General features: G+C 51.2%; 24 protein-coding genes. 8 read left to right on the plus strand and 16 right to left on the minus strand.

The window, feature by feature from the left end:
- Window positions 1-29: 29 nt before the first annotated feature.
- Both ACX1DY_RS25680 and ACX1DY_RS25685 read left to right on the plus strand, forming a co-directional pair.
- Window positions 30-1,868, plus strand: a complete 1,839-nt coding sequence (locus ACX1DY_RS25680) for an HSP90 family protein (protein WP_458967035.1) — start codon at window positions 30-32, stop codon at window positions 1,866-1,868.
- Entirely contained in the window at window positions 1,869-2,927 is a 1,059-nt protein-coding gene (locus tag ACX1DY_RS25685; RefSeq protein ID WP_458967036.1) for a hypothetical protein, read from the plus strand.
- A gap of 126 nt (window positions 2,928-3,053) precedes the next feature.
- On the opposite strand, the gene ACX1DY_RS25690 is transcribed toward ACX1DY_RS25685, so the two are convergent.
- A complete protein-coding gene (locus tag ACX1DY_RS25690) occupies window positions 3,054-3,266 on the minus strand; it encodes an amidohydrolase family protein (RefSeq protein WP_458967037.1) in 213 nt (70 codons plus the stop codon).
- 95 nt (window positions 3,267-3,361) lie between these two features.
- Between ACX1DY_RS25690 and ACX1DY_RS25695 the strand changes: the two genes are divergently transcribed.
- Entirely contained in the window at window positions 3,362-3,595 is a 234-nt protein-coding gene (locus tag ACX1DY_RS25695) for a TetR/AcrR family transcriptional regulator (protein ID WP_458967038.1), read from the plus strand.
- A gap of 164 nt (window positions 3,596-3,759) precedes the next feature.
- On the opposite strand, the gene ACX1DY_RS25700 is transcribed toward ACX1DY_RS25695, so the two are convergent.
- Window positions 3,760-4,659 (minus strand): AraC family transcriptional regulator, encoded by a 900-nt coding sequence (locus ACX1DY_RS25700; RefSeq protein WP_458967039.1) that lies wholly within the window; start codon window positions 4,657-4,659, stop codon window positions 3,760-3,762.
- Window positions 4,660-4,876: 217 nt separating this feature from the next.
- Here ACX1DY_RS25700 and ACX1DY_RS25705 point away from each other — a divergent pair, with 217 nt between their 5' ends.
- Window positions 4,877-5,632 carry an SDR family NAD(P)-dependent oxidoreductase gene (locus tag ACX1DY_RS25705; protein ID WP_458967040.1) on the plus strand — a complete coding sequence of 252 codons (756 nt, stop codon included), beginning with the start codon at window positions 4,877-4,879 and terminating at the stop codon, window positions 5,630-5,632.
- A gap of 144 nt (window positions 5,633-5,776) precedes the next feature.
- Here ACX1DY_RS25705 and rlmD read toward each other — a convergent pair whose 3' ends face one another.
- From rlmD to ACX1DY_RS25725, 4 genes are all read right to left on the minus strand, one after another.
- Complete coding sequence (gene rlmD / locus ACX1DY_RS25710) at window positions 5,777-7,342, minus strand: 23S rRNA (uracil(1939)-C(5))-methyltransferase RlmD (RefSeq protein ID WP_458967041.1); 1,566 nt, start codon at window positions 7,340-7,342, stop codon at window positions 5,777-5,779.
- Between the two features lie 203 nt (window positions 7,343-7,545).
- The gene (locus tag ACX1DY_RS25715) at window positions 7,546-8,439 is read right to left on the minus strand and encodes a diacylglycerol kinase (protein WP_458967042.1); all 894 of its coding nucleotides are present in this window, start codon (window positions 8,437-8,439) and stop codon (window positions 7,546-7,548) included.
- A gap of 261 nt (window positions 8,440-8,700) precedes the next feature.
- On the minus strand, window positions 8,701-9,471 hold the full coding sequence (locus ACX1DY_RS25720) for a sirohydrochlorin chelatase (RefSeq protein ID WP_458967043.1): 771 nt from the start codon (window positions 9,469-9,471) through the stop codon (window positions 8,701-8,703).
- A 3-nt stretch (window positions 9,472-9,474) separates the two neighbouring features.
- The gene (locus tag ACX1DY_RS25725) at window positions 9,475-9,765 is read right to left on the minus strand and encodes a YerC/YecD family TrpR-related protein (protein ID WP_019913624.1); all 291 of its coding nucleotides are present in this window, start codon (window positions 9,763-9,765) and stop codon (window positions 9,475-9,477) included.
- A gap of 174 nt (window positions 9,766-9,939) precedes the next feature.
- Between ACX1DY_RS25725 and tnpB the strand changes: the two genes are divergently transcribed.
- Together tnpB and ACX1DY_RS25735 are read left to right on the plus strand one after the other, a co-directional pair.
- A complete protein-coding gene (gene tnpB, locus ACX1DY_RS25730; protein WP_458967044.1) occupies window positions 9,940-11,019 on the plus strand; it encodes an IS200/IS605 family element RNA-guided endonuclease TnpB in 1,080 nt (359 codons plus the stop codon).
- A 443-nt stretch (window positions 11,020-11,462) separates the two neighbouring features.
- Entirely contained in the window at window positions 11,463-12,014 is a 552-nt protein-coding gene (locus ACX1DY_RS25735; RefSeq protein ID WP_458967045.1) for a tyrosine protein kinase, read from the plus strand.
- A gap of 53 nt (window positions 12,015-12,067) precedes the next feature.
- Here ACX1DY_RS25735 and corA read toward each other — a convergent pair whose 3' ends face one another.
- From corA to ACX1DY_RS25775, 8 genes are all read right to left on the minus strand, one after another.
- Complete coding sequence (corA, locus tag ACX1DY_RS25740; RefSeq protein WP_458967046.1) at window positions 12,068-13,027, minus strand: magnesium/cobalt transporter CorA; 960 nt, start codon at window positions 13,025-13,027, stop codon at window positions 12,068-12,070.
- A gap of 47 nt (window positions 13,028-13,074) precedes the next feature.
- The gene (locus ACX1DY_RS25745) at window positions 13,075-13,221 is read right to left on the minus strand and encodes a hypothetical protein (protein WP_458967047.1); all 147 of its coding nucleotides are present in this window, start codon (window positions 13,219-13,221) and stop codon (window positions 13,075-13,077) included.
- A gap of 14 nt (window positions 13,222-13,235) precedes the next feature.
- Complete coding sequence (locus ACX1DY_RS25750; protein ID WP_458967048.1) at window positions 13,236-14,225, minus strand: inorganic phosphate transporter; 990 nt, start codon at window positions 14,223-14,225, stop codon at window positions 13,236-13,238.
- 13 nt (window positions 14,226-14,238) lie between these two features.
- Entirely contained in the window at window positions 14,239-14,856 is a 618-nt protein-coding gene (locus tag ACX1DY_RS25755; protein WP_458967049.1) for a DUF47 domain-containing protein, read from the minus strand.
- A 208-nt stretch (window positions 14,857-15,064) separates the two neighbouring features.
- Entirely contained in the window at window positions 15,065-16,168 is a 1,104-nt protein-coding gene (locus tag ACX1DY_RS25760; protein WP_458967050.1) for a DUF3048 domain-containing protein, read from the minus strand.
- Window positions 16,169-16,352: 184 nt separating this feature from the next.
- A complete protein-coding gene (locus ACX1DY_RS25765; RefSeq protein WP_458967051.1) occupies window positions 16,353-17,129 on the minus strand; it encodes a DODA-type extradiol aromatic ring-opening family dioxygenase in 777 nt (258 codons plus the stop codon).
- Window positions 17,130-17,213: 84 nt separating this feature from the next.
- Window positions 17,214-18,044: an alpha/beta hydrolase family protein gene (locus ACX1DY_RS25770; protein WP_458967052.1), complete on the minus strand. Its 831-nt coding sequence runs from the start codon at window positions 18,042-18,044 to the stop codon at window positions 17,214-17,216.
- Between the two features lie 171 nt (window positions 18,045-18,215).
- Window positions 18,216-18,416: a hypothetical protein gene (locus ACX1DY_RS25775; protein WP_458967053.1), complete on the minus strand. Its 201-nt coding sequence runs from the start codon at window positions 18,414-18,416 to the stop codon at window positions 18,216-18,218.
- Window positions 18,417-18,598: 182 nt separating this feature from the next.
- Between ACX1DY_RS25775 and ACX1DY_RS25780 the strand changes: the two genes are divergently transcribed.
- Together ACX1DY_RS25780 and ACX1DY_RS25785 are read left to right on the plus strand one after the other, a co-directional pair.
- Window positions 18,599-19,261 (plus strand): DUF1129 family protein, encoded by a 663-nt coding sequence (locus ACX1DY_RS25780; protein ID WP_458967054.1) that lies wholly within the window; start codon window positions 18,599-18,601, stop codon window positions 19,259-19,261.
- Between the two features lie 40 nt (window positions 19,262-19,301).
- The gene (locus tag ACX1DY_RS25785; RefSeq protein WP_458967055.1) at window positions 19,302-20,255 is read left to right on the plus strand and encodes a hypothetical protein; all 954 of its coding nucleotides are present in this window, start codon (window positions 19,302-19,304) and stop codon (window positions 20,253-20,255) included.
- Between the two features lie 58 nt (window positions 20,256-20,313).
- Here the strand turns inward: ACX1DY_RS25785 and ilvA are convergent, their stop codons facing one another.
- Complete coding sequence (gene ilvA, locus ACX1DY_RS25790; protein WP_458967056.1) at window positions 20,314-21,576, minus strand: threonine ammonia-lyase IlvA; 1,263 nt, start codon at window positions 21,574-21,576, stop codon at window positions 20,314-20,316.
- 326 nt (window positions 21,577-21,902) lie between these two features.
- The gene (locus tag ACX1DY_RS25795) at window positions 21,903-22,160 is read right to left on the minus strand and encodes an aspartyl-phosphate phosphatase Spo0E family protein (RefSeq protein ID WP_458967057.1); all 258 of its coding nucleotides are present in this window, start codon (window positions 22,158-22,160) and stop codon (window positions 21,903-21,905) included.
- Window positions 22,161-22,308 lie beyond the last annotated feature (148 nt).

The following is a 22,308-nucleotide window of genomic DNA, read 5'->3' on the forward strand; positions in this document are numbered from 1 at the left end:
TCAAATGATTACAGAACAGGAGAACAAGAATGGAGAACCAGAACCGGGATACCTACCGCTTCCAGGTCAACTTAAGCGGTATGATCAACATTTTGTCTAACCATTTGTATAGCAGCCCGAAGGTATTCTTAAGGGAGCTGCTGCAGAATGGCATAGATGCGATTACTGCACGGCAGGCTTATTCCCCTGACGGATACGAAGGCAAGATTCATGTCGAGGTAAGCGGGACCTCAACCGGGGCGACCTTATTGGTAGAAGATAACGGAATCGGGTTAAACGAAGCAGAGATTCATGAGTTCCTGGCGATGATCGGACAATCCTCCAAGCGGGGTGAAGACTTTCTCTCCACCAACACCTCTTTTATCGGGCGGTTTGGCATCGGGCTCTTGTCCTGCTTCATGGTGAGTGATGATATCGTCATGGTCACCCAATCCGCCAAGGGCGGACCTGCACTGGAATGGCGCGGGAAGCCGGACGGCACCTATACGATCCGCAAGCTCGAAGGGCAACATGCTCCGGGCACCAAGGTTTTTTTGCGTTGCAAAGAAGGCTCCGAAGCTTACTTCGAGGAAGGCAATCTGCAAGAATGGCTATTCCATTACGGCGCTCTGCTGCCTTATCCTATCCAGCTGGTGTCAGATCATACCACCCGCCTGATTAATCCGCAGTCCCCGCCGTGGGTCAAAGACCCGCAGCTGGCCCGGAAGCATCGCGACGAGGTGCTGGCCTTTGGCAAGCAGGTGCTTGGAGAGACGTTCCGCGATTTCATTCCCCTGCACACCACCTCGGGCCGGACGGGAGGCATCGCCTTCATTCTGCCGCAGGCGGTGAACCTCAACGCCAAACGCAATCACCGGGTGTACTTGAAGCACATGCTGGTCTCTGAAGCTGCCAGCAATATCCTGCCGGACTGGGCGTTCTTCGTGAAATGCCTGATCTGGACTGATGAGCTGCAGCCGACCGCTTCCCGGGAGCATTTCTATGAGAATGCCCAGCTGGAGCAGGTGCGGGAAGAGCTGGGGAACTCCATACGTCAGGAATTGATGCGGATGGCGGAGTACGACCCGGATCGCCTGCAATCTATCATTTCGCTGCACGCCTTATCCATGAAGGCCCTCGCGGTGGAAGATTTGTCATTCTATTCGATTATTCATGAGTGGCTGCCGTTTGAGAGCACATTTGGCAGGAAGCCGCTTGGCGAGCTGAAGCAGCAGCCTCCTCTTTACTTCACTGCGACGCTGGACGAATACCGCCAGATTACCCATGTGGCTTCGGCCCAATCCATGCTGGTGGTGAATGGCGGATTTATTTATGATGCCGAGCTGCTGTCCCGGCTGCCGCTCGTTGACCCGGACGTGGAGACTGAACGGCTGCTGCCGGAGGAGGTATCGTTATCCTTTACCGATATTACCCCTCAAGAGCGGCTGGACTACTATGAATCCGTAAGACTCGCAGACAGTGTCCTGCAGAAATTCCGCTGCCAGGTGCAGCTGCGCCGCTTCAAGCCGGAGGAGATTCCTGTACTCTACACGCTGTCCGAGGAGTCCGCCCAGTGGCGCGTACTTGAGGCAACGAAGGAAGTGAGCACTGACGCCCTGTCCTCCGTGCTGGGCAGCCTGGGCGCTACGCTCAAGGATGCGGCATACGCCACGCTCTACTTCAACCTGAACAACCCGGTCATCGGGCGGGCATTTCATCGGGCGCACCAGAAGATGCTGCCCCCCATTGTCGAAATGCTGTACTGCAATGCGCTGATGATGGGACATTATCCGATGAACCGCCAGGAGATCGCGCTCCTGAACAAAGGCATTATTCAATTTATTGATTGGGGATTGACGGCCAGTCACGTCAAAGGAGGAGACGAATAGATGAACTTTACCGAGATGAGTTTCGACGACTTGATGGAAGAAGCCTATGGCCTGCCGGGAGGCAAGGCTAAGCTGGAGCTGCTGGAGCAGGCGGTACGGGTGGCAGATGCCGCAGGAGATATCGATCAGGGCTATGAGGCCCGCAGCGAAATCGTAGAGCTGGGCAGCTTCCACGGCTATCCGATGAAGGCGCTGGTCGCCTTTTCCTGGCAGCTGGGACAGTATGACAAGAACCCGGGCCGGTTCGATGATTATAGCCTGATGTGGTCGTACAAGTGGGTGCTGGACCGCATCTCCGCTTTTGCAGATATTAGCCGTGTCCAGATTGAGAACCTGCTGGAGGATATGAAGACCCGCTTTGCGGCCGAAGGCTACAGCAGCCGGACCTATCACTACTACCGGGCGCACATCCTTGCAGAGTTCGGGGAACTGGACGCTTCCCAGGCCGAATGGGACATTGTGCGGACTATGGACCGGGATGAAATGAGCGATTGTCTTGCCTGTGAGCAGCACCACCTTGTCGAGTTTCTGGCGAAGCGGGAAGACGACGAAGCAACCGTGAAGGCTGCCGAGCCGATTCTCAAAGGGAAAATGAGCTGCGGCGAGGTGCCTCATGTGACCATCACGAAGGTGCTGTTCCCCCTCCTGCGGCTGGGCCGTCAGAAGGAAGCGGATAAGCTTCAGAAGAAAGGCTACAAATTGGTAAAGGGAAACCGCGACTTTCTGTATCACCAGGGAGAGCACATTGGTTACCTGACCTTGACCGATCCAATCAAGGCGCTGGAGGTCTTTGAAGAGTATATCGCCTCCTCTCTCGATCATGAGAACCCGGTCGATCAGATGATATTCAATGCCTATTCGGCCAAGATGTTCCGCCGGCTGGCGGAAGAATCCATCCGGTTCCAGGTCAAGCTTCCGGCAGGGCACCCGTATGAGCGCCAGTCCGGGGAGGTTGAGTCGCTCGCGAAGAATTTCCAGAAATTAGCTCTCGCCACAGCGGAAAAGCTGGATAAGCGAAACGGTAACGCCTACTATACCACACTCTTGCAACAATTGTAGGCTGTGTTCCGGCAGCCGTCCTTGATTAAGGACAGGCGCGGCAAAGAGCAGCTCCCGTATTGGGGGCTGCTTTTTGTGTTGAGAAGCAGACACTATGCGTTCCAATCTTTTGCAGACAAACTGCATTCACTGATTCGTTCCCAGCTTTTGCTTAATGGAGCTAAGCTTTTGATTATCGTGATAAGCACCCGCCCGTATCACAGCGTTAATTTTATGAAGATTTTGTACGCTTTCTATGGGGTTGGCGTCCAGAAGGACCATATCGGCGTTTTTGCCAATATCCACGGTGCCCATATCGTTCATCCGATCCAGAAATTCAGCCCCATTCAGAGTTGTCATCTGAAGAACATGAAGCGGCGGTAATGTATCGTATTGGCAATGATAAACGGAAAACACAATCGGCAAAACTGGTTTGTAAGGGCCTGGAGGAATTAATGCGGACGCTTGATTATAATGACATCACCGTAACCAACATCGTCAACACCTCCGGTGTGGGCAGAGCGACCTTTTATCGGTTGTTTGACGACAAGTCGGATGTTGTCCTGTACCAGATGGAATCAGTCTTCACTGAATTACTAAGGAGTGTGGGAACTTATTCCGATTCCAACGCGATGGTTGAGGCTTTATTTGAGATCTGCTATCCTCAGCCAAAAACTGAGCTTCGTTAAAGAAAGGATCGGTTTGGATGACAGGAGCTGGCAGTACTTTATACAAGTCCGCACGGCAATGCTTTTGTCCGCTCTGCGCGTTGCGATTACTCAGTTTAACGAAGACAATCCGCCGGATGTACTGGAGACACTAAACAAGCTTTTCGGCAAACAGCCGGCGATATTCAATTAAGCGGGGATATCCGCGTGCTTTCGATTCGTCTCAGGTTCTCAGTGTCCCGGGCTGGAGATGAACCGAAGAAGCGGGAGTACTCTCGATTGAACTGTGAGGGACTTTGATAGCCAACATGATATGCGGCACTTGCTACCGGATAGCCCTCAAATGCAATGAGGTTCCTAGCCTCCAAAAGCCTTAATTGCTTTTGAAATTGAATAGGACTTAAACCCGTTACCCTTTTAAACTGACGGTGAAAGGTATTTATAGCCATACCAGATTTTGATGCTATCTCGCCAATGTCTATTGGCTTCATAAAATTACCGCGAAACCATTTTACAATTTCGGAAATTTTGGATAAATTGCTTTCCCGCAGACCAAATTGCCTCAGATACCATCCTTGCGGTCCCATCAGAACGCGATAAAGGATTTCGCGCTCATAAGCTGGTGCAAGAGCTGGAATATCTCTTGATGTTTTCGACAATCGCAATAAGCGCAGCCATGCCTCCATAAATTCAATATCCATTTCACAGGCTGCGAAATGCTCGGAAGCAGTCGATAATAGATTTTCAGGAATATCTCTAAGTAAACTCTGAAGAACGTTCTGATTCAACTTGAGACCAAGTGACATGTAAGGACGGCCATAACGGTCTGGATGTACACTCGCCGTTGCAGGAACATGCACCGGTAACACGTAATATGATGGCCCTTCCAGGTCAGTGCTACGCTCCCCGATTGAAAGAATCTTTGTTCCTTGAACTGTAAAACCAATCATCGGCTCGTAGAGCGCTGCGAGTTGATGAGCGGGGATATCTCCCTTAATCATACTTAGCCCCGGTACTCCGGTTTCAATCTGTCGAGTGCCTGCGCCTTTCATCAGATCAATTATTTCATCAAGGACGTTATTCATGCACTTAGTTTATCACACGACTTTCTTATCCCTCAACACAGCGTTATATACATAGGCATTTTTGGGCTACTAATGTGTCAGATATAAAGGGTAATTCGGGTAAATCGAAAAGTAACGTGGTGTTTTTAGGCAATCAAAAGGCATTTTCAGGTCTATTTTATTGCCACAGATGCGACTAAAATTAAAGCCAGATCGAACACAAAACAAGGAGGATCTTATGAAAATTGCGATTGTTACAGGTGGAAGTAATGGCATTGGAAAAGCGACGGCGCTTGAGCTTGGCAAACGCGGAATTAGCGTTATTCTCACATACAATTCCTATAAGGACCGGGCAGAAGGTGTCGTAAAGGAAATTGAGAAGAATAAAGGAGTTCGGGCATTCGCACTGAAGCTGGATCTGACTCGAATATCAACATTCGAAGGCTTTATTCTAGAAGTGAAAAAGAGCCTCCAGGACATTTGGAACCGAACAACTTTTGATTACTTAGTTAATAATGGTGGTGTCGGCGGGCCCATGATGTTCACTGAGATGAGCGAAGAATACTTCGACAAGATTCTTAATACGAACTTCAAAGGACCGACTTTTTTAACACAACAACTTGTCGGATTCATGGAGGATGCTGGAGCTATTGTAAATACCACGAGCTCATCTAAAAACCAATCATTTCCGGGCTACTCCATCTACGGGTCGTTAAAAGCAGCATTCTCAGCTTGGACTCGCTACATTGCCAAAGAACTTGCACCCCGCCAAATTCGGGTCAACGCAGTTTCGCCCGGTCCTACGCACAGCAATTTTGGCGACGGAGTGTTTGATAAACATCCTGAATTCATTAAGCCGCTGGCTGAGCAATCTGCATTTGGCAGAATCGGCCAACCCGAAGATATGGCGAAGGTCATTGTGAGCTTATTGTCCGATGATTTCGGCTGGGTTACAGCCCAGGACATTGAAGTGTCTGGCGGACATTTGCTTTAAGAAAGCTATGTTCCCCATGTAATGTACGATTCGGAAGAACAATTAATGCGTGGACTGCTGTTTAGCCCGGATAAAAAGGGGTGTCCCATCGTCATTATCATGACTTATGGGACACCCCTCATTTTGCGGCATTCTGGGGATCGCCTATCCATTGCGAACCATCAAAATGACCGACTCTATATGTGTCGTATGCGGGAACATATCCACCGGAGTTACCTCCACCGTCTTGTACCCGCCATCCTCCAGCACCCGCAGGTCCCTTGCCAGGGTCGATGGATTGCACGACACATACACCACCCGTTCCGGCTGCATAGCCAGGATCGTATCCAGTAAGCGCGGATCACATCCCTTGCGCGGCGGATCGACGACGATTACGTCTGGCGTGACGCCCTGCTCTTTCCAGTTCGGAATCACATCCTCGGATGCTCCTACTTCGAACACTACGTTGTTCATATTATTAAGCCGGGCATTCCCCCGCGCATCTTCAATAGCCTCAGGCACAATCTCCACACCATACACCTTAGCCGCATGCTGCGCCAGGAACAGCGAAATCGTGCCGATACCGCAATAGGCGTCGATGACGGTCTCATTACCTGTAAGACCGGCATACTCTACAGTTTTACCGTACAGCACCTCGGTCTGGACCGGGTTGACCTGGTAGAAGGAACGGGCGGATATGGCGAACTGCACATCGCCGATGTAGTCATAGATAACGTCTCTGCCCCACAGGACGCGGGTTTCGCTGCCGAAGATCACGTTCGTGCGCTGGGTGTTGACGTTCTGGCAGATGCTCGCCACCTGTGGAAGCAACTCGCGGATGCTGCCGATCCAGGCGTCCTGGTGCGGAATGTCGCGGCCGTTGGTCACGAGGACGAGCATCATTTCTCCGGTGCGGAAGGCCTTCTTCACCACGACATGGCGCAGCAGTCCGCGTCCGGTCTCTTCATCATAAGCGGTAATCCCCAACTCCTTGCCGATACTCTTCACAGCGGCCACAACCTGATCATTGTCTTCATGCTGGATGAGGCAAGTCTCCATGTCAACGATCCGGTGGCTGCCGCGCGAATAGAACCCGCCAACAAGTCCGCCTTCGGTGACGCCAATCGGCACTTGGGCTTTGTTCCGGTAACGCCAAGGCTCGGCCATGCCCAGGGTAGGCCGGACGACGATGCCTTCCGTGCGGGATGCTTTAGGGTTGGCAAGAGCAGCCTGCCCGGAAAGAACCTCACCGTCAGCAACAGCTCTCTCAGCACCATCGCCATCACGAACACCCTCACCAATGCGGCTGTCCTGGCTGCTATCCGTACCTGCAATCTGCAGCTTCCCGATCCGCTGCAGGTTGTCCACCACCAGCTGGCGTTTCCACGCGAGCTGGGCGGTGTAATCCATATGCTGCAGCTGGCAGCCGCCGCATTGGTTATAGATCGGGCAAGGCGGCGCTATGCGGGCGCTGCTTGCCTGCACCAGCTCCAGCAGCTTGGCGTAGCCATACTGCTTCTTGGTCTTCAGGACCTTGGCCCGGACCTTCTCACCAGGAAGAGCCCCCTGCACAAAAAGGGTAAAGCCCTCTACGCGGCCTACCCCTTCCCCCTCATGGGTCATGCCGACAATATCCAGCATCACCTCGTCATTCTTGTTCACTGGCAGGTCGGCGGCAGGGGCCGCGCCCTCCCGGCGGCTTGCACTGCGTCCACTGCGGTGTTTACTCATCTATGGGTTCACTTCTTTCATTACATTGATCTATTAAGCTTTTAAATGGAGAAACTCCAGCTAATCCGCCGCTCAACATCCAAATTGGAGCTTATTGAACGAATTAAGTGGAGCGATTCCAACTATTTCTGCGCACAGGGGGCTTTTCGGCCCATTTAGTTGGAGTTTTTCCTCTATTGAAGGTGTTAATACCGCTACCCCGATCAATTATTCTGCGCAAAAATCCGCAGATGCTGCGGCAGTATATTGAAATTGCCCGGCAGGGTGCCGCCTAGCTCACCGTCCAGGTTAAGCTGGACATACCCCGGCGAGGTGACTTCCATGGCATCGGTGCGGAAATAGACAACCTTCTTGTCCTGCAGATGCTCACCGCGGATCGTCAGACTAACGAGACGGATGAATTCAGCCAGATTGCATTTCTTAACCGCGATTACGTCGAACAGCCCGTCGTCGATACGGGCATCTGGAGCAAGCTTCTCGAAGCCGCCTACGGAATTGGTATTCGCGATCAGGAAGAGCATGAACTCGTCATGGATCAGCTCTTGGCCATTCGCGCGGATGTACAGCTCCTGCGGAGAGAGACTGGCCATTTTTTCAATACCCTTCAGGTAGTAGGCAAGCTGGCCCATCATGGTCTTCAGTCTGCTGGGAACCTCGTATGTCAGCTCGGTCAGTCTTCCGCCGCCGGCTATATTAATGAAATAACGGTCATTGGCTTTGCCGAGGTCAATCAGCCGCGACTCCTGGCGGAGAATCAGATCACAGGAATCCTCCCAGTTCTTCGGAATGCCCATCGCCCGGGCAAAATCATTGGTAGTCCCCAGCGGCAATATACCAAGCGGAGGCATATTCGGCTTCTCGGCCATCCCGTTGATTACCTCATTCAATGTGCCGTCGCCGCCCGCTGCTATAATCAAATCATAACATCCGCGCTCTACGGCTTCCGCTGCCGCTGCTGTAGCATCGCCTTCTCCGGTTGTTGCATGGCAGGAAGCTTCTATGCCGCCAATATCCAGCCGGTCCAAAACATCGGCGAGCCTCTTCTTCATTTCTTCCCGACCCGAAGTGGGATTATAAATCAATCTCGCAGTTTTCATTACCGGAACGCCACCTGTTTATATGATAGATAACTTTACTGATTATACCCAATTCAGGACCCCACAAGCAATGTCGGAGACCGGGAAGAGGAATATTTCTATGCATCGACAGGAGCAGCAAGCCCAATGCGCCAGCCAAAAGCATAAATATATGTATGCCTCAGCAGGTAAAATAGATACCAGAAAACGCTATCTTTTTATTCCAAGTAAAAACGGCTACGCCGTCCATATAAGGACTGTATCCATTTCAAAAAAAACAGCTCAGCCCTGTCCCCGCAACCGCTCCAGCATAAGCTTCACCTGCTGCTCAATCCAATGCGGCAGCAAAGGATGCGGCAGCAGCGTCTGGCCCGAATAGGCGTATTGCAGACCCCGTAGCCGTTCCGGAATCACATGTTTGGTGAAATAGCCCGCACTTAAAAAGAGCGGGGCCACCAGCACCTCATAGCCCTGCTCCTTCCAGTACTCCACCTTGCTCCGCACACTGTCCGGGTTCAGCAGCCCGTAATCCGCCGCCGCGACCCCGCTGATCTGGCGCACACGCTCCGCCAGCGAGGAGATGCCCTGCTGCCAGCGCTGGCGGAAGCCTTCATGCCTGCTGCCGTGGCCCACGAGCAGTATCGCTTCCCGCTGCGGATGCTTCGACAGCCCGCGCAGCTTGTCCCAGATCATGACCGCAATATCCGGGTCATCATCGACCGGATAGCCGAAGTGCACCTTCGCCTTGACCGCAAAGCGTTCAAGCTCCGTCTCCTTCTCCGGCGCAGGTTTGGCTCCCAGCGCATACTCTATCTCATCGACATGCGTACTGCCGGAAGACACAAACAAGGGGATCACTAAGATATCTGTGACCCCTGCATGTTCCAAGCTCTGTATGCCATCCTGAATCAGACGGCCTTCTACCAGCTCCAAGAAAGACACCGCTACGGGCAGCTCTTCTCCCAGCGATAAATGGCTTACCGCCTCCTCAACCAAAGACACCCAGGCCTTATCGCGGGAGCCGTGACTGATGATGAGTACGCCCGGCTTCATGAATTATCGTCCCAAACGTTCCAGCGTTAATTTATATCCGTCATTTCCGTAATTCAAGCAGCGCTTCACACGCGAAATCGTCGCTGTGCTGGCTCCCGTTTCCGCTTCAATCTGGTTGTATGTAGAACCTTTGCCCAGCATACGCGCTACTTCCAAGCGTTGTGAGAGGGATTGAATTTCGTTAACTGTGCACAAATCATCGAAGAAAACATAGCATTCTTCCATATTTTTCAATGTTAAAATAGCCTCAAATAATTGGTCTATACTTTTATCGTTTAGCTTCTTAAGCTGCATCGATTATCATCCCCTAAATAGCCTAAATTTAACTATCAGTTGTCAGAATTCCCCCATTTATAAGTGGCGGAAAGAATGGCAACGGCTTTCTTCCCCAAAGGAAATCAACTTCCATACATACGAACATTTGTGCTATAATGGATTCCTAAATTCCTGGAAAGGAGTTGATTTGGCATGTTCGTACGTAAAGCTTATAAGTACCGCATCTATCCAAACCATGAGCAACAACAATATCTAGCAAAGGCGTTCGGGTGTGTCCGTTTTATCTACAACAAAATGCTTGCGGATAAGATCGAACACTATAAACAAACAGAGAAGTTGCTCCATAATACACCTGCCAGATACAAGAAAGCATTTCCGTGGCTGAAAGAAGTAGACAGCCTTGCATTAGCGAACGCCCAGCTCAACCTGGAGAAAGCCTTTAAGAATTTCTTTCGTGATAAGAGCGTGGGCTTCCCTAATTTCAAAAGCAAGAAAACGAACAACAATAGCTTCACAACGAACAATCAAAACGGAACGATAGCGATTCAAGATGGAACGATCAAAATTCCCAAGCTAAAATCAAGAATCCGAATTAAGGTACATCGTCCATTCACGGGGCTGATCAAGTCCTGCACGATTTCCAAAACACCATCAGAAAAATACTTTGCATCCGTATTAGTTGAAACAGAGATAACCCCATTGCCAGAAACAGAAAACAAGATTGGCGTTGATCTGGGACTGAAAGACTTTGCGGTGACTTCAAGTGGTGAAGTAATCGCAAATCCGAAACATCTACGTAAATCTGAACAACGATTAGCCAAGCTTCAAAAGGACTTGTCGAGAAAGAAGAAAGGGAGCCATAACCGATATAAAGCAAGGCTGAAGGTTGCCAAGCTTCATGAAAAAATAGCGAATCAGCGTAAAGACTTCTTGCACAAAACGTCAACCCAAATGATCAGCGATAACCAAGTGATTGTGATGGAAGACTTGCGTGTAAAGAACATGATGCAGAATCACAAATTAGCTAAGGCCATATCGGAAGTATCTTGGAGCATGTTCAGAGAAATGCTTAAATACAAATCTGAATGGCACGGTAGAGAATTGATTATTGCTCCTAAAAACTTCGCAAGTAGTCAATTATGTTCCTGCTGCGGCTATAAAAACGCAGCAGTTAAAAACCTTGCTGTACGTGAATGGACTTGTCCTGAATGCCGTACAGAACACGACAGAGACAGGAATGCTGCTGTGAATCTTCTGAAATTAGCCATGTAAATGGCACTGATCGGGATAGGAACTATCCTCTAAGCTTGGGTAAACTTGGAGCAGTAGCTCTATTGACCAAGAAGCACCCACCTCTTAGGTGGCGTGTAGTTCACCTATCTTGCCTTTACTATATTGTACTAGAGCACATTTTTCAAGCATTAACGATTTCACGCTGTAAAGAATGAAAACGATGGACAAACGTCCACCCCACACGCACACAATTATTGCAGCTAATCACTTTCTCCTCCACAATTCATAGGATTTGCCACCTTAACTATAGTACTACATAAGCACTGAAAATCAAGCATGGACACGGTTTTTTCACTTCCGAAGCTGCCGGATAGGCGTTCGCCCTTTTCCGCTGCTATCCCGGTAAACCGGGCGTTCGTCTATACCTTATGTTCGCCTATGACATACAGTATAGCAAACCACTAACGAAGGAATGTGATGTTATGCCTGATCATTACTATAATCATTCCCGCCGGAACGGGCGTTCACTGGCCGGGTCATATCCTTCATCGCCATATCCCGGGATTAGCGCATTTCCCCAGGCACCTCAGACGCCACAGTTTGGTGAAGCCACATTGCTCCCTGCAGTAGGGACGGAAGTTGTGGATACCTCGCTCGCTGCACCCGCTGCCGAAGCGGCAGCCTCCAAGGCCGGCGGATTGCTCGGGGGACTTGGAAATCTGCCGAATATGGACCAGATTAAGGGGATTATAGACCGGCTGGGCGGCGTAGACGGGATTGTAAGTTCTATGGGCAAAGTACAGAAGGTTATGCAGGGGTTTCAGCAGATGGCGCCTATGGTGAAGCTCCTTATGAGCAACTTCGGCAAAGGCAAGAAATCGGCAGCAGGGGAAAAGGCGGCAGAGGAAGATGCAGCGCTCTACAGCCCCAAACGGCGTAAGAAGAGACGCCAGGGATCACAATCCCGCAAAAAAACGGCTCCGAAGAACCGTCGCAGATCCGCCCCTTCCTCCGTTAGACGCCGCCGCAGATAAGGCGGCGTTTAACGCTTTTAGCAGGCAGTCGTTAATCGTTCTGAGTTATAGAGCTACTTAAACCAGCCGCTGCGCCGGAACCAGTGAAACATCCCCACGCCAAGCACCAGCATAAGCAGCAGCACCCCAAGGTAGCCATATTTCCAGTCCAGCTCCGGCATTACTTTGAAGTTCATTCCGTAGATCCCGGCAATCAGCGTCAGCGGCATAAATACGGTGGTGATTACCGTGAGCGTCTTCATAATAGAATTCATACGGTTGGAGTTGAGCGAGATGTAGCTGTCGCGCAGATCGGCGGTCATTTCACGGTCTACTTCAATCATATCGGTCAGCTTCAGCAGATGGTCATAGATATCGCCAAAATAGATCCGCTCCTCCCCATTGCTCTGCACATGCTGCGAATTGACAATCCGGTACATCAGGTCACGCATCGGCACAATGGTCCGGCGCAGCTTAAGCAATCTCCCGCGCACGTTAAACACCTGACTCATTAATTCCTCCACCGACTCTTGGCCGCCCTGGCTTTCCAGATCGGCCAATTCGTCTTCAAGAGTGTACAGGCTCGGGAAATAGCGATCCACCAGCTTATCCATCACCGTATACGCAGCAGCTATCGGACCGCCCGACCAGCCTTTGCGGCTATGTATTTCCGACTTCACTAATTCCCAGGCCTCGTCCATCTCCGGCTTCTCCTGATGGTGGTAGGATACCAGGAAGCTTTTGCTGAGAAAAAGGTCTATTTCTTCCGCCTCCAAGGTCTGTTCATTCAGCGCATGCAGCACGAAAAACTGGACATCCTCGTAATAATCCAGCTTCGGCCGCTGCAGCACATGCATGCAGTCTTCAATCGCCAGGGGATGAAAGTGAAAATAGGTATCCAGCAGCAGCGTTTCTTCCATTGTCGGTGTGGCAAAATCCGCCCAAATCCAGGCATAGTCCGCAAGCACAATACTTTGAAGCGGCAGATCTGTTATCACCTCACCCTTATGTGTTACCGCCAGTGTTCGTATCATCTATGAGTCCTCCGTTAGGTGCAATATTCCGTTGCCGTTGTTCATAATCATTGTACAGCATGAAGCCGTTCTCCCCCAAATTCAGGGTTATAGCCACCAGCCTGTTTCCACAAAAAAACCGCCAGCCCGCATTCCAGCGGTCTGACGGCGTACAAAAAAAGATGTCCGCAGCCGTCCGTGGCTTGTCGTGACATCTCATTCATGCTGCTTAGAATATGATTTTGAACACAATTCCCGCCAGCACTGCGCTGATCGGAATCGTAATGAACCAGGTAATGACAATACGTCCGGCTACTCCCCATTTCACGGCGGAGAACCGTTTGGCCGAGCCTACACCCAGAATGGATGATGTGATGGCATGCGTCGTACTTACCGGCAAATGCAGCAATGTAGCTGAGAAAATAACGGAAGCGGCGGAAATATCCGCTGCGAAGCCGTTGATCGGCTCAATCTTGAAAATCTTCGTTCCCATAGTCTTGATGATCTTCCAGCCGCCAATTGACGTACCAAGCGCCATTGAGGTTGCTGTAGCAATCTTAACCCAGAGTGGAACCTCCATTGTATCGAGCCTGCCCGAGGTTACGAGCGCAAAGGTAATGATCCCCATCGCCTTTTGGGCATCGTTCGTGCCGTGCGTGAAAGACTGAAAGGCTGCGGTGATGATCTGCATCGAGCGGAAGCCTTTGTTCACCGTATGCGGGCTGCGTCTGGCGAAGATCCATTTCAGAATCGTCATGACGATATAACCGATAGCAAAAGCAATCAGCGGGGAGAATATCAGCCCCTCGACAATTTCAATGAAGCCGTTCCATTTGATATGCTCATCGCCTGCTCCCACATATACCGCTCCCGCGAGCGCACCGATAAGCGCATGGGAAGAGGAGGATGGGATGCCGAGCCACCAGGTAACCAGGTTCCAGATAATCGCGGCGATCAGCGTAGCTATGACGATATCTACCCCGTTGTCCAGCAGGGTGGGATCGGTGATGCTGCCGCCGATTTTTTTGGCTACTCCGGTAAAGAGCAATGCGCCAATAAAGTTCATCGAGGCTGCCAGAAGAATGGCTGTGCGCGGCCGAAGCGCCCGTGTTGATACCGAGGTGGCGATGGCGTTGGCCGTATCATGGAACCCGTTGATGAAATCGAAGGCAAGCGCGAGAAAAATAACAAATCCTAGCACAAATAATGATGTTTCCATATTTCTAAGCCCCTTATGAGTTGCGCATGATGATCGATTCCAGCATGTTGGCTACATCTTCGCATTTATCGGTTGTAGTTTCGAGCCGCTCGTACACCTCTTTGCGCTTGATCAGCTCAATAGGGTCCTTAACGGTTTCGAACAGGGCTTTGGTGCAGATGCGGAGCACTTCGTCGCCTTGATTCTCCAGATCGTTTAGACGGATCGTATACTCGCGGATCGCAAGCAGCTTCTTCTGGGAGAGCAGGTGAACCGCTTTTTGAATTTCATAGGCGGACTGGCGGAGAATCTCTGCGAACTGCACGATGTATTCATCCGGATCCAGCAGGCTGTACATATAGAAACGTGAGGCTGAAGCTTCCAGACCGTCAATTACATCATCCATGCTTGTAGTGAGGTCCATAATGTCGTCCCGTTCCAGCGGAGTGATGAACGTTTTGTTCAGTTCCTTGATGATGGTGTGCGTGTAAGTGTCGCATTGGGATTCATATTTCTTCATCACCGCTGCGAAGTTCTCGACATTTTCCCGGAGAGAGGTAATATTCTGAGCGAAATAGTCTGCCGCCTGGACAATGGTATCGGCCATATTTTCCAATGTCTCAAAGAATATGTCCTTTTTTCTCAACTTCATTCGATTAAGCCCCTTTACATAAAATTGCCGTGTAAATGAAATGTGAAGCCATTCATATGTAAACATCATGAAAATGAATGACAACCCTTGTTATCTTATCATATCGATAGAAGGTATTGAAGACAAAGAACCGAACTTTTTAACATTAAAATGACATATTTCTAGAATATCCATAACAATTGTCAGATTTGCATGGTTTTCCGCTGCTTCAAGCCTTGCCGGGAGCCGGCGAGATATCTACATGGCTGTCGAAGGACGGGCTGTTCGGCACAATCAGAAAATGGGTCACGCCGGGATACAGGAGCGCCTCTTTGCCGTCCTTCTTCACAAAGCGGATCACATCATCCGGCTTGCGTGCCCATCTGCCCTTGATCACCTGTCCACGCTGAAAGAGCAGTGCTTCTCCCCCCAGCTCCACATCAATTTGCAGTCTCCCCACATCATCCAGCACCTTATGATCCGCTCCCAGCACGATGACATTGGCGGCTTCCACCGGATTCCCGTTGTTCAGATCCAGATGCGGACTGCCGTTCACCCATCTCAAATAAGTTCCCCGTTCCTCACTGTATTTATAACCCACAGTATAGCTCTTTAGCTGAAACTGAACATTGAACTCGGCAGCAGGCTCCCCTTCGACTGGAATATAATCTGGATTTGTGAAAAGATAGCCCGGAACCTGTACGGTCCCGGCGTATCCGAGCTTGTCCGCCCCCTCGCGCAGCTTGGCGGCATTGCTGTACAGATTATGCGGCGCTTTACGCTCCTTGTCCCGCCAGAAATAAGCCCCGGCCCGGCCAATCTCGTCCATGTCATCCTTTTTCTCCTTCTGGAGAATGGCATACGCCGCTTGGCTTCCTCCGGCGTGTACCGTCACGCCCCCGTAGCTCTCGCCAAGGTCGATCAGATAGGGGCGGATACTGCGGATGGGTCCGATTTTGACGACGCCGGTATGGCTCTGGAAGATCCCGATCAGCCGCGTAATCCCTCCTTCGGCCAGCACCTCATATAGGATATCGGCCTCGCTGATTCCTGATTGCGGCCGGGCGGCCGGCGCGTTGTTGATCATTACCGCTAGCGGCCGGGGGAGGACGCTATCCTGGACCGGAAGCCCTGTCAGACCGGAGGTTAGCCCTCCACTAACAGGCTCGGCTGTCGGCGAAGGCTCGGCCGAAGCAGAAGGCGATGGCGCGAGGGTAGGCGCATCCGGCGGTGAGGGTACAGCCTCCGGCTGCCGGGTTCCGCAGGCAGAGAGCAGCAGGCCCGCAAGCATGCAGCATAATATAAGACGGGAAGAATAGCCGCTAAGGGTCATATGTTTTGTTTCCTCCTAATTTCTTTTGATTTTGCTTCACAGCAAAGCTTGCTTTGTACGAGCCGTTTTGCTGTGCTGTCAGTTATCTTCCATTTAATCACAGCGGGCGGCATTTGTCTTGATCCCGGCGCATTAAAAAGGATACAGCCCAAATGTCCGGCTGTATCCTGCGTTTATTGTATGTCTAATCCATCATCCAGCAATTCAGGCTGAGTGTTCCGTATTGGTAAGCCTGAATCATTAGCTGCGCCCTTCTGCCTTCATCGGCCGTTCCCATAATATAGAAGAGCGGAACAAAATGCTCCCTTCCGTATGTAGGAACCGCATTACGTGCATGCGGCGCTTTCGTGTCATAGCTGAACAGTGTTGGCAAATCCCATGCTGCAAGCCCCTCCGCTATCCAGGCATCGAAATCGAGCGCCCATTGCTCCGGCTGGTCATCCTGTTTAAGCAAGCGCAGATTGTGTACCAGGCCGCCGCTTCCAATCAGCAGAATTCCCTCTTCGCGCAGCGGCGCCTGCATTTGGCCGATACGGTACTGCTCCTCAGGGGAACGCAGGGAATCGACGGACAAGACCACTACCGGAATATCGGCTTCCGGGAACATCTTCTTCAGAATTACCCAGACCCCGTGGTCGAGTCCCCGGCCCAGCACAGGCTGGTGAGGAAGATTCTTGTCTGTAAACAGCCCGGAGATTCGGCGGCTGAGTGCGGGGTCACCCGGAGCCGGATAGGCCAGCGAATACAGCTCGCCCGGGAATCCGTAGAAATCATGCAAGGTTTCGTGCTGTTCGTCCACCGTTAGCAGCTGCTCCGGACTGTCCCAATGCGCAGAGAAGACAACTATGCCGCGTGGTGTCCCCAGATCAGCCCCCAGCCGCTCCAGGAAACGGGTATATTCGTTGTCCTCAAGGGCAAGGAGCGGTGAGCCGTGTGCAATAAAAAATGCCGGTAATTTCATAGGGTGCCAACCTCCATAACCCAGTATATGGTCTGCCCCTATATTTTACCGCTTATTCTGAGTTAATGCGAGCTTGGGACAATCCTATATCATCCAGTTTTGCCATTCCTCCTGCACATGCTCCTGCTGATTCATCCAATCCTTGGTCCGTTTCAGCACCTGCGTCTGGGCCTGGCCTGAAGAGAATGTATGATCAGCCTGAAAAATCACCTCTTTGTCGCAGCGTCCCTCAGGACGTGTCCAGAACAGCTTCTGGTAGAGGAAGGCATAGTCCACTGGAATTACATCATCGGAGGTTCCGTGAATCACCAGCACATCGCCGCTGAACTTAGCTGCCTCCTGAAAAGGCTGGAACGCAGCGAGCGAGTTGAAGTAGACCGGGGTGAAGTTATATCCGGCAAAATCCGAAGACCCGCTCTGCACCGCACGGTCGTAGGCTTCCCTTCCCACAATCTTTACGATATCATTGAACGGATAGCCAACCGCAGCCCACAGTACGAGATTCTTGACCCGGCGGTCCCGTACCCCGGTCAATAACGCCACTGCTCCGCCAAGACTGTGTCCGATCAGCGTTACACGCTGCGGGTCCACATCTGCAGAGCTAATGCCATAATCGAGCACAGCCCGGGTCTGGGCAATCATGGACTCCATGTTCTCGCTGCCATAATTACCGCTGCTCTCCCCGCAGCCCGCATAATCAAAGCGAATCACCATATATCCGTCCGAAGCCAGCTCACGGGCTGCTTTGACGAAGATCCGGTCCACACCGATCCGGTTACCTACGAACCCGTGGCAGATTACAGCTAGTGGCACCCGGTCCTTGCAGCGCCCTGAGCCCCCTTTTCCACCGGATGGATAATGGATGCTCGCTGTTAATTCTTCCCCGTTATGCCGGATGATAATATTCCGTTCCATTGCCGAACCCTCCTCAGAAAGGTAATTTATCTTAAATTATAATAATTCCGATTAATTTAGTAAGATTTATATCTTAATTATACGGCTTGCGTTATTATTGTCAACAGAAAAGACCTCTTTCGCTCCACAAGGAACAAAAGAGGCCTCAAACATGCCAGGTTACCGCTTCACTCAATCGTAGCTGTCGTGAAACATATCATGGGTTTCCCGTCTGCCTGGCCAATCCCCCAGCCCATTCTCCAGCGAATCCTGCGAGGAGTCCCATAAGCTGAAGCCATCGGAATTGCCCCAATCCCCTACTCCATACGTTGGCACAGGCGCGAAGCCGTCACCCACGAATTTGCCGAATCGCTGTCTTTTCTCAGTTTCCATAACGCTCCCTGCCTTCCTTTAGCCTAGTTTGTGAAGCAGATGCAGATTCTTTAACAGTGTTCACTTATTCACAAGGATTATTCCCGGGAGCATGGATGTCCTTGCACACAGCAGCCAGGCAAACGTATACTTTAGGTTGAAGGCTGTACCGATCAACCATACTGGAGGTTTACGTCCATACAATGAAAGTCAAAGCTATGATTAAGCAAAATAATGTGCTGCGCGAGCAGATGACACCGTTTAACCGCTCTTATTATGAAGATATGCTGCTGGCGCTCCGGGCCAGCAAGGTAGATCCGGTCCGCACGGAGGAACTGCTTCTTGAGGCAGCGGCACTCCTGCTGGAGGGACAGGGCAAAGGAAAAAATGCCAAGCAGATTTTCGGCGAGCACCCGGAGGATTATTTCAAGGAGATTGCCGGGAGTGCTCCCGCACGAACTGAACGCAGCAAGCTGAACTATTACCTGATGATTCCCTGGGCAGCGCTTACCGGCCTCTTCGCTATATACGCAATTGCCGGACTCTTCCTGCTATGGAGCTCCGGGACCGCAGGCATGTTCGGCCAGATCAGCATCTTCACAATCGTGGTCGCCGGGGCAGGCTCTATTGTCCTCATCGAGCTGATTATGAAGTGGATGTCCTCCTTGTCCGAGGACGATGCCCCGAAGCCCAAGAAGTTCGATATCAAAGGTCTCGGAATCTATGTCGGCATCGCTGTCATCGCGGTATTCCTCGGGGTATATCTCGACAACCTGTTTCCGGTTATTTCTCTCTCCCCGTGGGTGAGCCTCGCTCTTGCCGTGGCTGGAGGGCTTGGATTGAAATTTATATTCTTCAAATCATAGATGGCGATTTCATTTCGGGCTTATACAGGAGGAAACTTCCATGAAGAAGATACACACCATTCTTTCCATAGCAATAGCTGCAGCTGTGGGACTGCAATCAGGCCTTGCAGGGCATGTGCTTGCCGAAGGTTCAGGAAGCAGCCCTGGCGGGGCTTCCGCCGCAGGCAGCAAGGCGGCTTCTGTGGTGACCGGCAGCCACGCTGATGCCGTCTACAAGACGGCCCTGACACTGCTGGCCTCTTCCGCTAAGCTCCCGGAGGCTATTCAATACTTGAACAGCAATATTTATGCGGTCACCCCCTATCAGGCGACTATATTGACCCTGAAGCTGGAAAATCTCCACAAAGCCGCCCTGAAGGCCTGGGAGAGCAAGTTCAGCAGCAGCATTACCCAGCGGAAGCTTACCTCGGTGTATAAAGCGGGTATCAGTATGGCCAAGCTGGCCGAGAGCACAGAGGACGTGTCCTTGCGGAGCCTGCTGAAAAGCGCGGGAGAAAGCGGGTACAAGCTGGAGACGGCTGAAGGTTCCTTTTTTCCAGTGATTGATTATGCAGCCTACCGTAAATATAAGCTGTATGTTACCAGCGACATCCGTGATTATATTTCGATTATGGGTACAGAAGCAGATCTGCCCTCTTCCAAGGATAACGGACTCATCATTTCCTGGGGCGATGTTGCCGCTAGGGCGCTGGCCCAGGAGCAGTTCATTCAGTCCTATCCCAAATCCAACCGGATATCAGCAGTGAAGGCCTTGTATTCCATGTATGTTATCAATACCTTTTACGGACAGAACAATACGCCGCTCTTCCATTACGACAACCTGGAGATGGATTTGGAGGCGCAGAAGGCTTACAGCGGCATTCTGACGAAGAATACCGGCAGCAGCCCGTTTCTGCAAAAGCTGGAAGGCTTCATGAAGCTGATGAAAGAGAATGACTATAAGCTGGATGACGGTGTAAAGCAATACCTGAAGACGGAAGCGCCGCTCTCCTGATCCTGTTACATTGCAAAAGGCCCGCCCCTTAATCATTTGGGGCGGGCCTTTTTATATATTAGATCAGCATATTAAACAAATTCGGGTCCTTGTTGATCTCCAGATAATCCACGCCCTTCTGCTGCATCCGCTCGATGAGCGGGGCGTAGTCCTCCTTGTGCTGAAGCTCGATCCCAACAAGCGCCGGGCCGTTCTCCTTGTCGTTCTTCTTCGTGTATTCGAATCGGGTGATGTCATCCCCGGGTCCCAGTACTTCAGCCAGGAACTCGCGCAATGCTCCGGCCCGCTGCGGAAAATTAACCATGAAATAATGCTTCAAGCCTTCATAGATCAGCGAGCGCTCCTTGATCTCCTGCATCCGGTCAATATCATTGTTGCCGCCGCTGACGATACAGACCACGGTTTTGCCCCTGATCTGATCACGGTACAGATCAAGCGCCGCAATCGGCAGCGAGCCCGCCGGTTCCACAACAATTGCGTTCTCATTATACATCTCCAGAATGGTTGTGCATGCCTTGCCTTCCGGCACCTTAACGACATCATCCAGGCGGCGGGAGCAAATATCATAGGTCAATCCGCCGACCCGCTTCACAGCCGCTCCGTCGACAAATTTATTGATTTCCTTCAGCGTAACCACTTCTCCACGCTCAATCGCTTCACTCATGGAGGCCGCTCCAGAAGGCTCTACGCCTATAACTTTGGTGGACGGGCTAACCGTCTTCACATAGGTGGCGACACCGGCAGCCAGGCCGCCTCCGCCGATGGTGACGAACACAAAATCCGCCGGCTTGTCGAGGCTCTCCATAATCTCCATAGCAATGGTGCCGTTGCCGGCGATAATCCGCGGTTCATCGAAGGGATGGATCAGTGTCATGCTATGATCAATGCACGCCTGGAGCGCCTCATCGTACGCATCATCGAAGGTGTCCCCCTTCAGAATCACCTCAACGTACTCGCCGCCGAACTTCCGGACCTGCTTAATCTTCTGGTTAGGGGTAGTGCTAGGCATGTAGATCTTGCCTTTGATTCCTAGAGCCTTACAGGAAAACGCTACGCCCTGCGCATGGTTTCCCGCGCTGGCACAGACAATGCCCTTGGCTCTGTCCTCTGCAGACAGACTGCGAATCATATTATACGCGCCGCGGATCTTGAAAGAGCGGACAATCTGCAGGTCCTCACGTTTTAGATACACATTGCAGCCGTATTTGGTCGACAGCACCCCATCCAGTTGAAGCGGGGTACGGGTAATAACCTCCCGCAGCACATGATGTGCCCGCACAATATCTTCCATTCCTACGATCCGGTCTTCGCCTTCTCTCATTTATCCTCGCCTCACTGTCTTCTGTCTAATCATATCGCTTCTTGTAACATACTCTTCCGAGGACATTTTATCAAGCATTGTCCTTTCCGGGCAATACAAATACCGCTTCAGCGGGGATGAGAGTTGTTGGGTTTTATGGCAGGAAGGTTTGGAAGGGGGATCTTACAGAAATATGAGGCGCAACAACAGCAGTACTTTATAAGCCTTTGCTCAAAAGAAAAAACCTGCAGTGTAACGCCCCGCTATTCCATTCTATCAAAGCTGCTGTAATCGTTAGAAGAAACAAAGAAGGCTGTGTAGTGCGTAGAGTGGTTCTTGCCTCCGTTTTATGAGGCGGAGTTTGCAGTACGATAGAGCTGCGAATGGGCGTTCCACAGGTCCTCACCAGGCAGCCTGCCGCCTGCTGAACCTGATCTTTTTCTTACTTGTGCGACATTGCTTCTCGTGTATTGGTTAATCAGTTCGTCGAGCACCATCGACTGATGAAGCACGGCTGGATGATCCAAGTCGTACTGATATTGCAGATTGTTCAGGTCTTGCCGAGCCTCTTCCAAAATTTGCTTTAGACATTCTACTTCTCTCACTCTTATCCCTCCTTAGTTAGTATTTTAGAGGGCTATGTCTTTTTCGGGGTGAAATTTTTTTCTGATAATTTTTATGGAGAAATCAAGAAAAGACCAGCCGCAAGACTGGTCTTTCCAAGCTATATCGTTAACTCCAGAACTATAGAAA

The sequence above is a fragment of the Paenibacillus sp. BAC0078 genome, assembly GCF_054483875.1.

Bases quoted from the DNA above. Each gene is read 5' to 3' on its own strand.
- ACX1DY_RS25680 (WP_458967035.1), top strand. From the start codon at position 30: ATGGAGAACCAGAACCGGGATACCTACCGCTTCCAGGTCAACTTAAGC.
- ACX1DY_RS25685 (WP_458967036.1), top strand. From the start codon at position 1,869: ATGAACTTTACCGAGATGAGTTTCGACGACTTGATGGAAGAAGCCTAT.
- ACX1DY_RS25690 (WP_458967037.1), bottom strand. From the start codon at position 3,266: ATGACAACTCTGAATGGGGCTGAATTTCTGGATCGGATGAACGATATG.
- ACX1DY_RS25695 (WP_458967038.1), top strand. From the start codon at position 3,362: ATGCGGACGCTTGATTATAATGACATCACCGTAACCAACATCGTCAAC.
- ACX1DY_RS25700 (WP_458967039.1), bottom strand. From the start codon at position 4,659: ATGAATAACGTCCTTGATGAAATAATTGATCTGATGAAAGGCGCAGGC.
- ACX1DY_RS25705 (WP_458967040.1), top strand. From the start codon at position 4,877: ATGAAAATTGCGATTGTTACAGGTGGAAGTAATGGCATTGGAAAAGCG.
- rlmD (WP_458967041.1), bottom strand. From the start codon at position 7,342: ATGAGTAAACACCGCAGTGGACGCAGTGCAAGCCGCCGGGAGGGCGCG.
- ACX1DY_RS25715 (WP_458967042.1), bottom strand. From the start codon at position 8,439: ATGAAAACTGCGAGATTGATTTATAATCCCACTTCGGGTCGGGAAGAA.
- ACX1DY_RS25720 (WP_458967043.1), bottom strand. From the start codon at position 9,471: ATGAAGCCGGGCGTACTCATCATCAGTCACGGCTCCCGCGATAAGGCC.
- ACX1DY_RS25725 (WP_019913624.1), bottom strand. From the start codon at position 9,765: ATGCAGCTTAAGAAGCTAAACGATAAAAGTATAGACCAATTATTTGAG.
- tnpB (WP_458967044.1), top strand. From the start codon at position 9,940: ATGTTCGTACGTAAAGCTTATAAGTACCGCATCTATCCAAACCATGAG.
- ACX1DY_RS25735 (WP_458967045.1), top strand. From the start codon at position 11,463: ATGCCTGATCATTACTATAATCATTCCCGCCGGAACGGGCGTTCACTG.
- corA (WP_458967046.1), bottom strand. From the start codon at position 13,027: ATGATACGAACACTGGCGGTAACACATAAGGGTGAGGTGATAACAGAT.
- ACX1DY_RS25745 (WP_458967047.1), bottom strand. From the start codon at position 13,221: ATGTCACGACAAGCCACGGACGGCTGCGGACATCTTTTTTTGTACGCC.
- ACX1DY_RS25750 (WP_458967048.1), bottom strand. From the start codon at position 14,225: ATGGAAACATCATTATTTGTGCTAGGATTTGTTATTTTTCTCGCGCTT.
- ACX1DY_RS25755 (WP_458967049.1), bottom strand. From the start codon at position 14,856: ATGAAGTTGAGAAAAAAGGACATATTCTTTGAGACATTGGAAAATATG.
- ACX1DY_RS25760 (WP_458967050.1), bottom strand. From the start codon at position 16,168: ATGACCCTTAGCGGCTATTCTTCCCGTCTTATATTATGCTGCATGCTT.
- ACX1DY_RS25765 (WP_458967051.1), bottom strand. From the start codon at position 17,129: ATGAAATTACCGGCATTTTTTATTGCACACGGCTCACCGCTCCTTGCC.
- ACX1DY_RS25770 (WP_458967052.1), bottom strand. From the start codon at position 18,044: ATGGAACGGAATATTATCATCCGGCATAACGGGGAAGAATTAACAGCG.
- ACX1DY_RS25775 (WP_458967053.1), bottom strand. From the start codon at position 18,416: ATGGAAACTGAGAAAAGACAGCGATTCGGCAAATTCGTGGGTGACGGC.
- ACX1DY_RS25780 (WP_458967054.1), top strand. From the start codon at position 18,599: ATGAAAGTCAAAGCTATGATTAAGCAAAATAATGTGCTGCGCGAGCAG.
- ACX1DY_RS25785 (WP_458967055.1), top strand. From the start codon at position 19,302: ATGAAGAAGATACACACCATTCTTTCCATAGCAATAGCTGCAGCTGTG.
- ilvA (WP_458967056.1), bottom strand. From the start codon at position 21,576: ATGAGAGAAGGCGAAGACCGGATCGTAGGAATGGAAGATATTGTGCGG.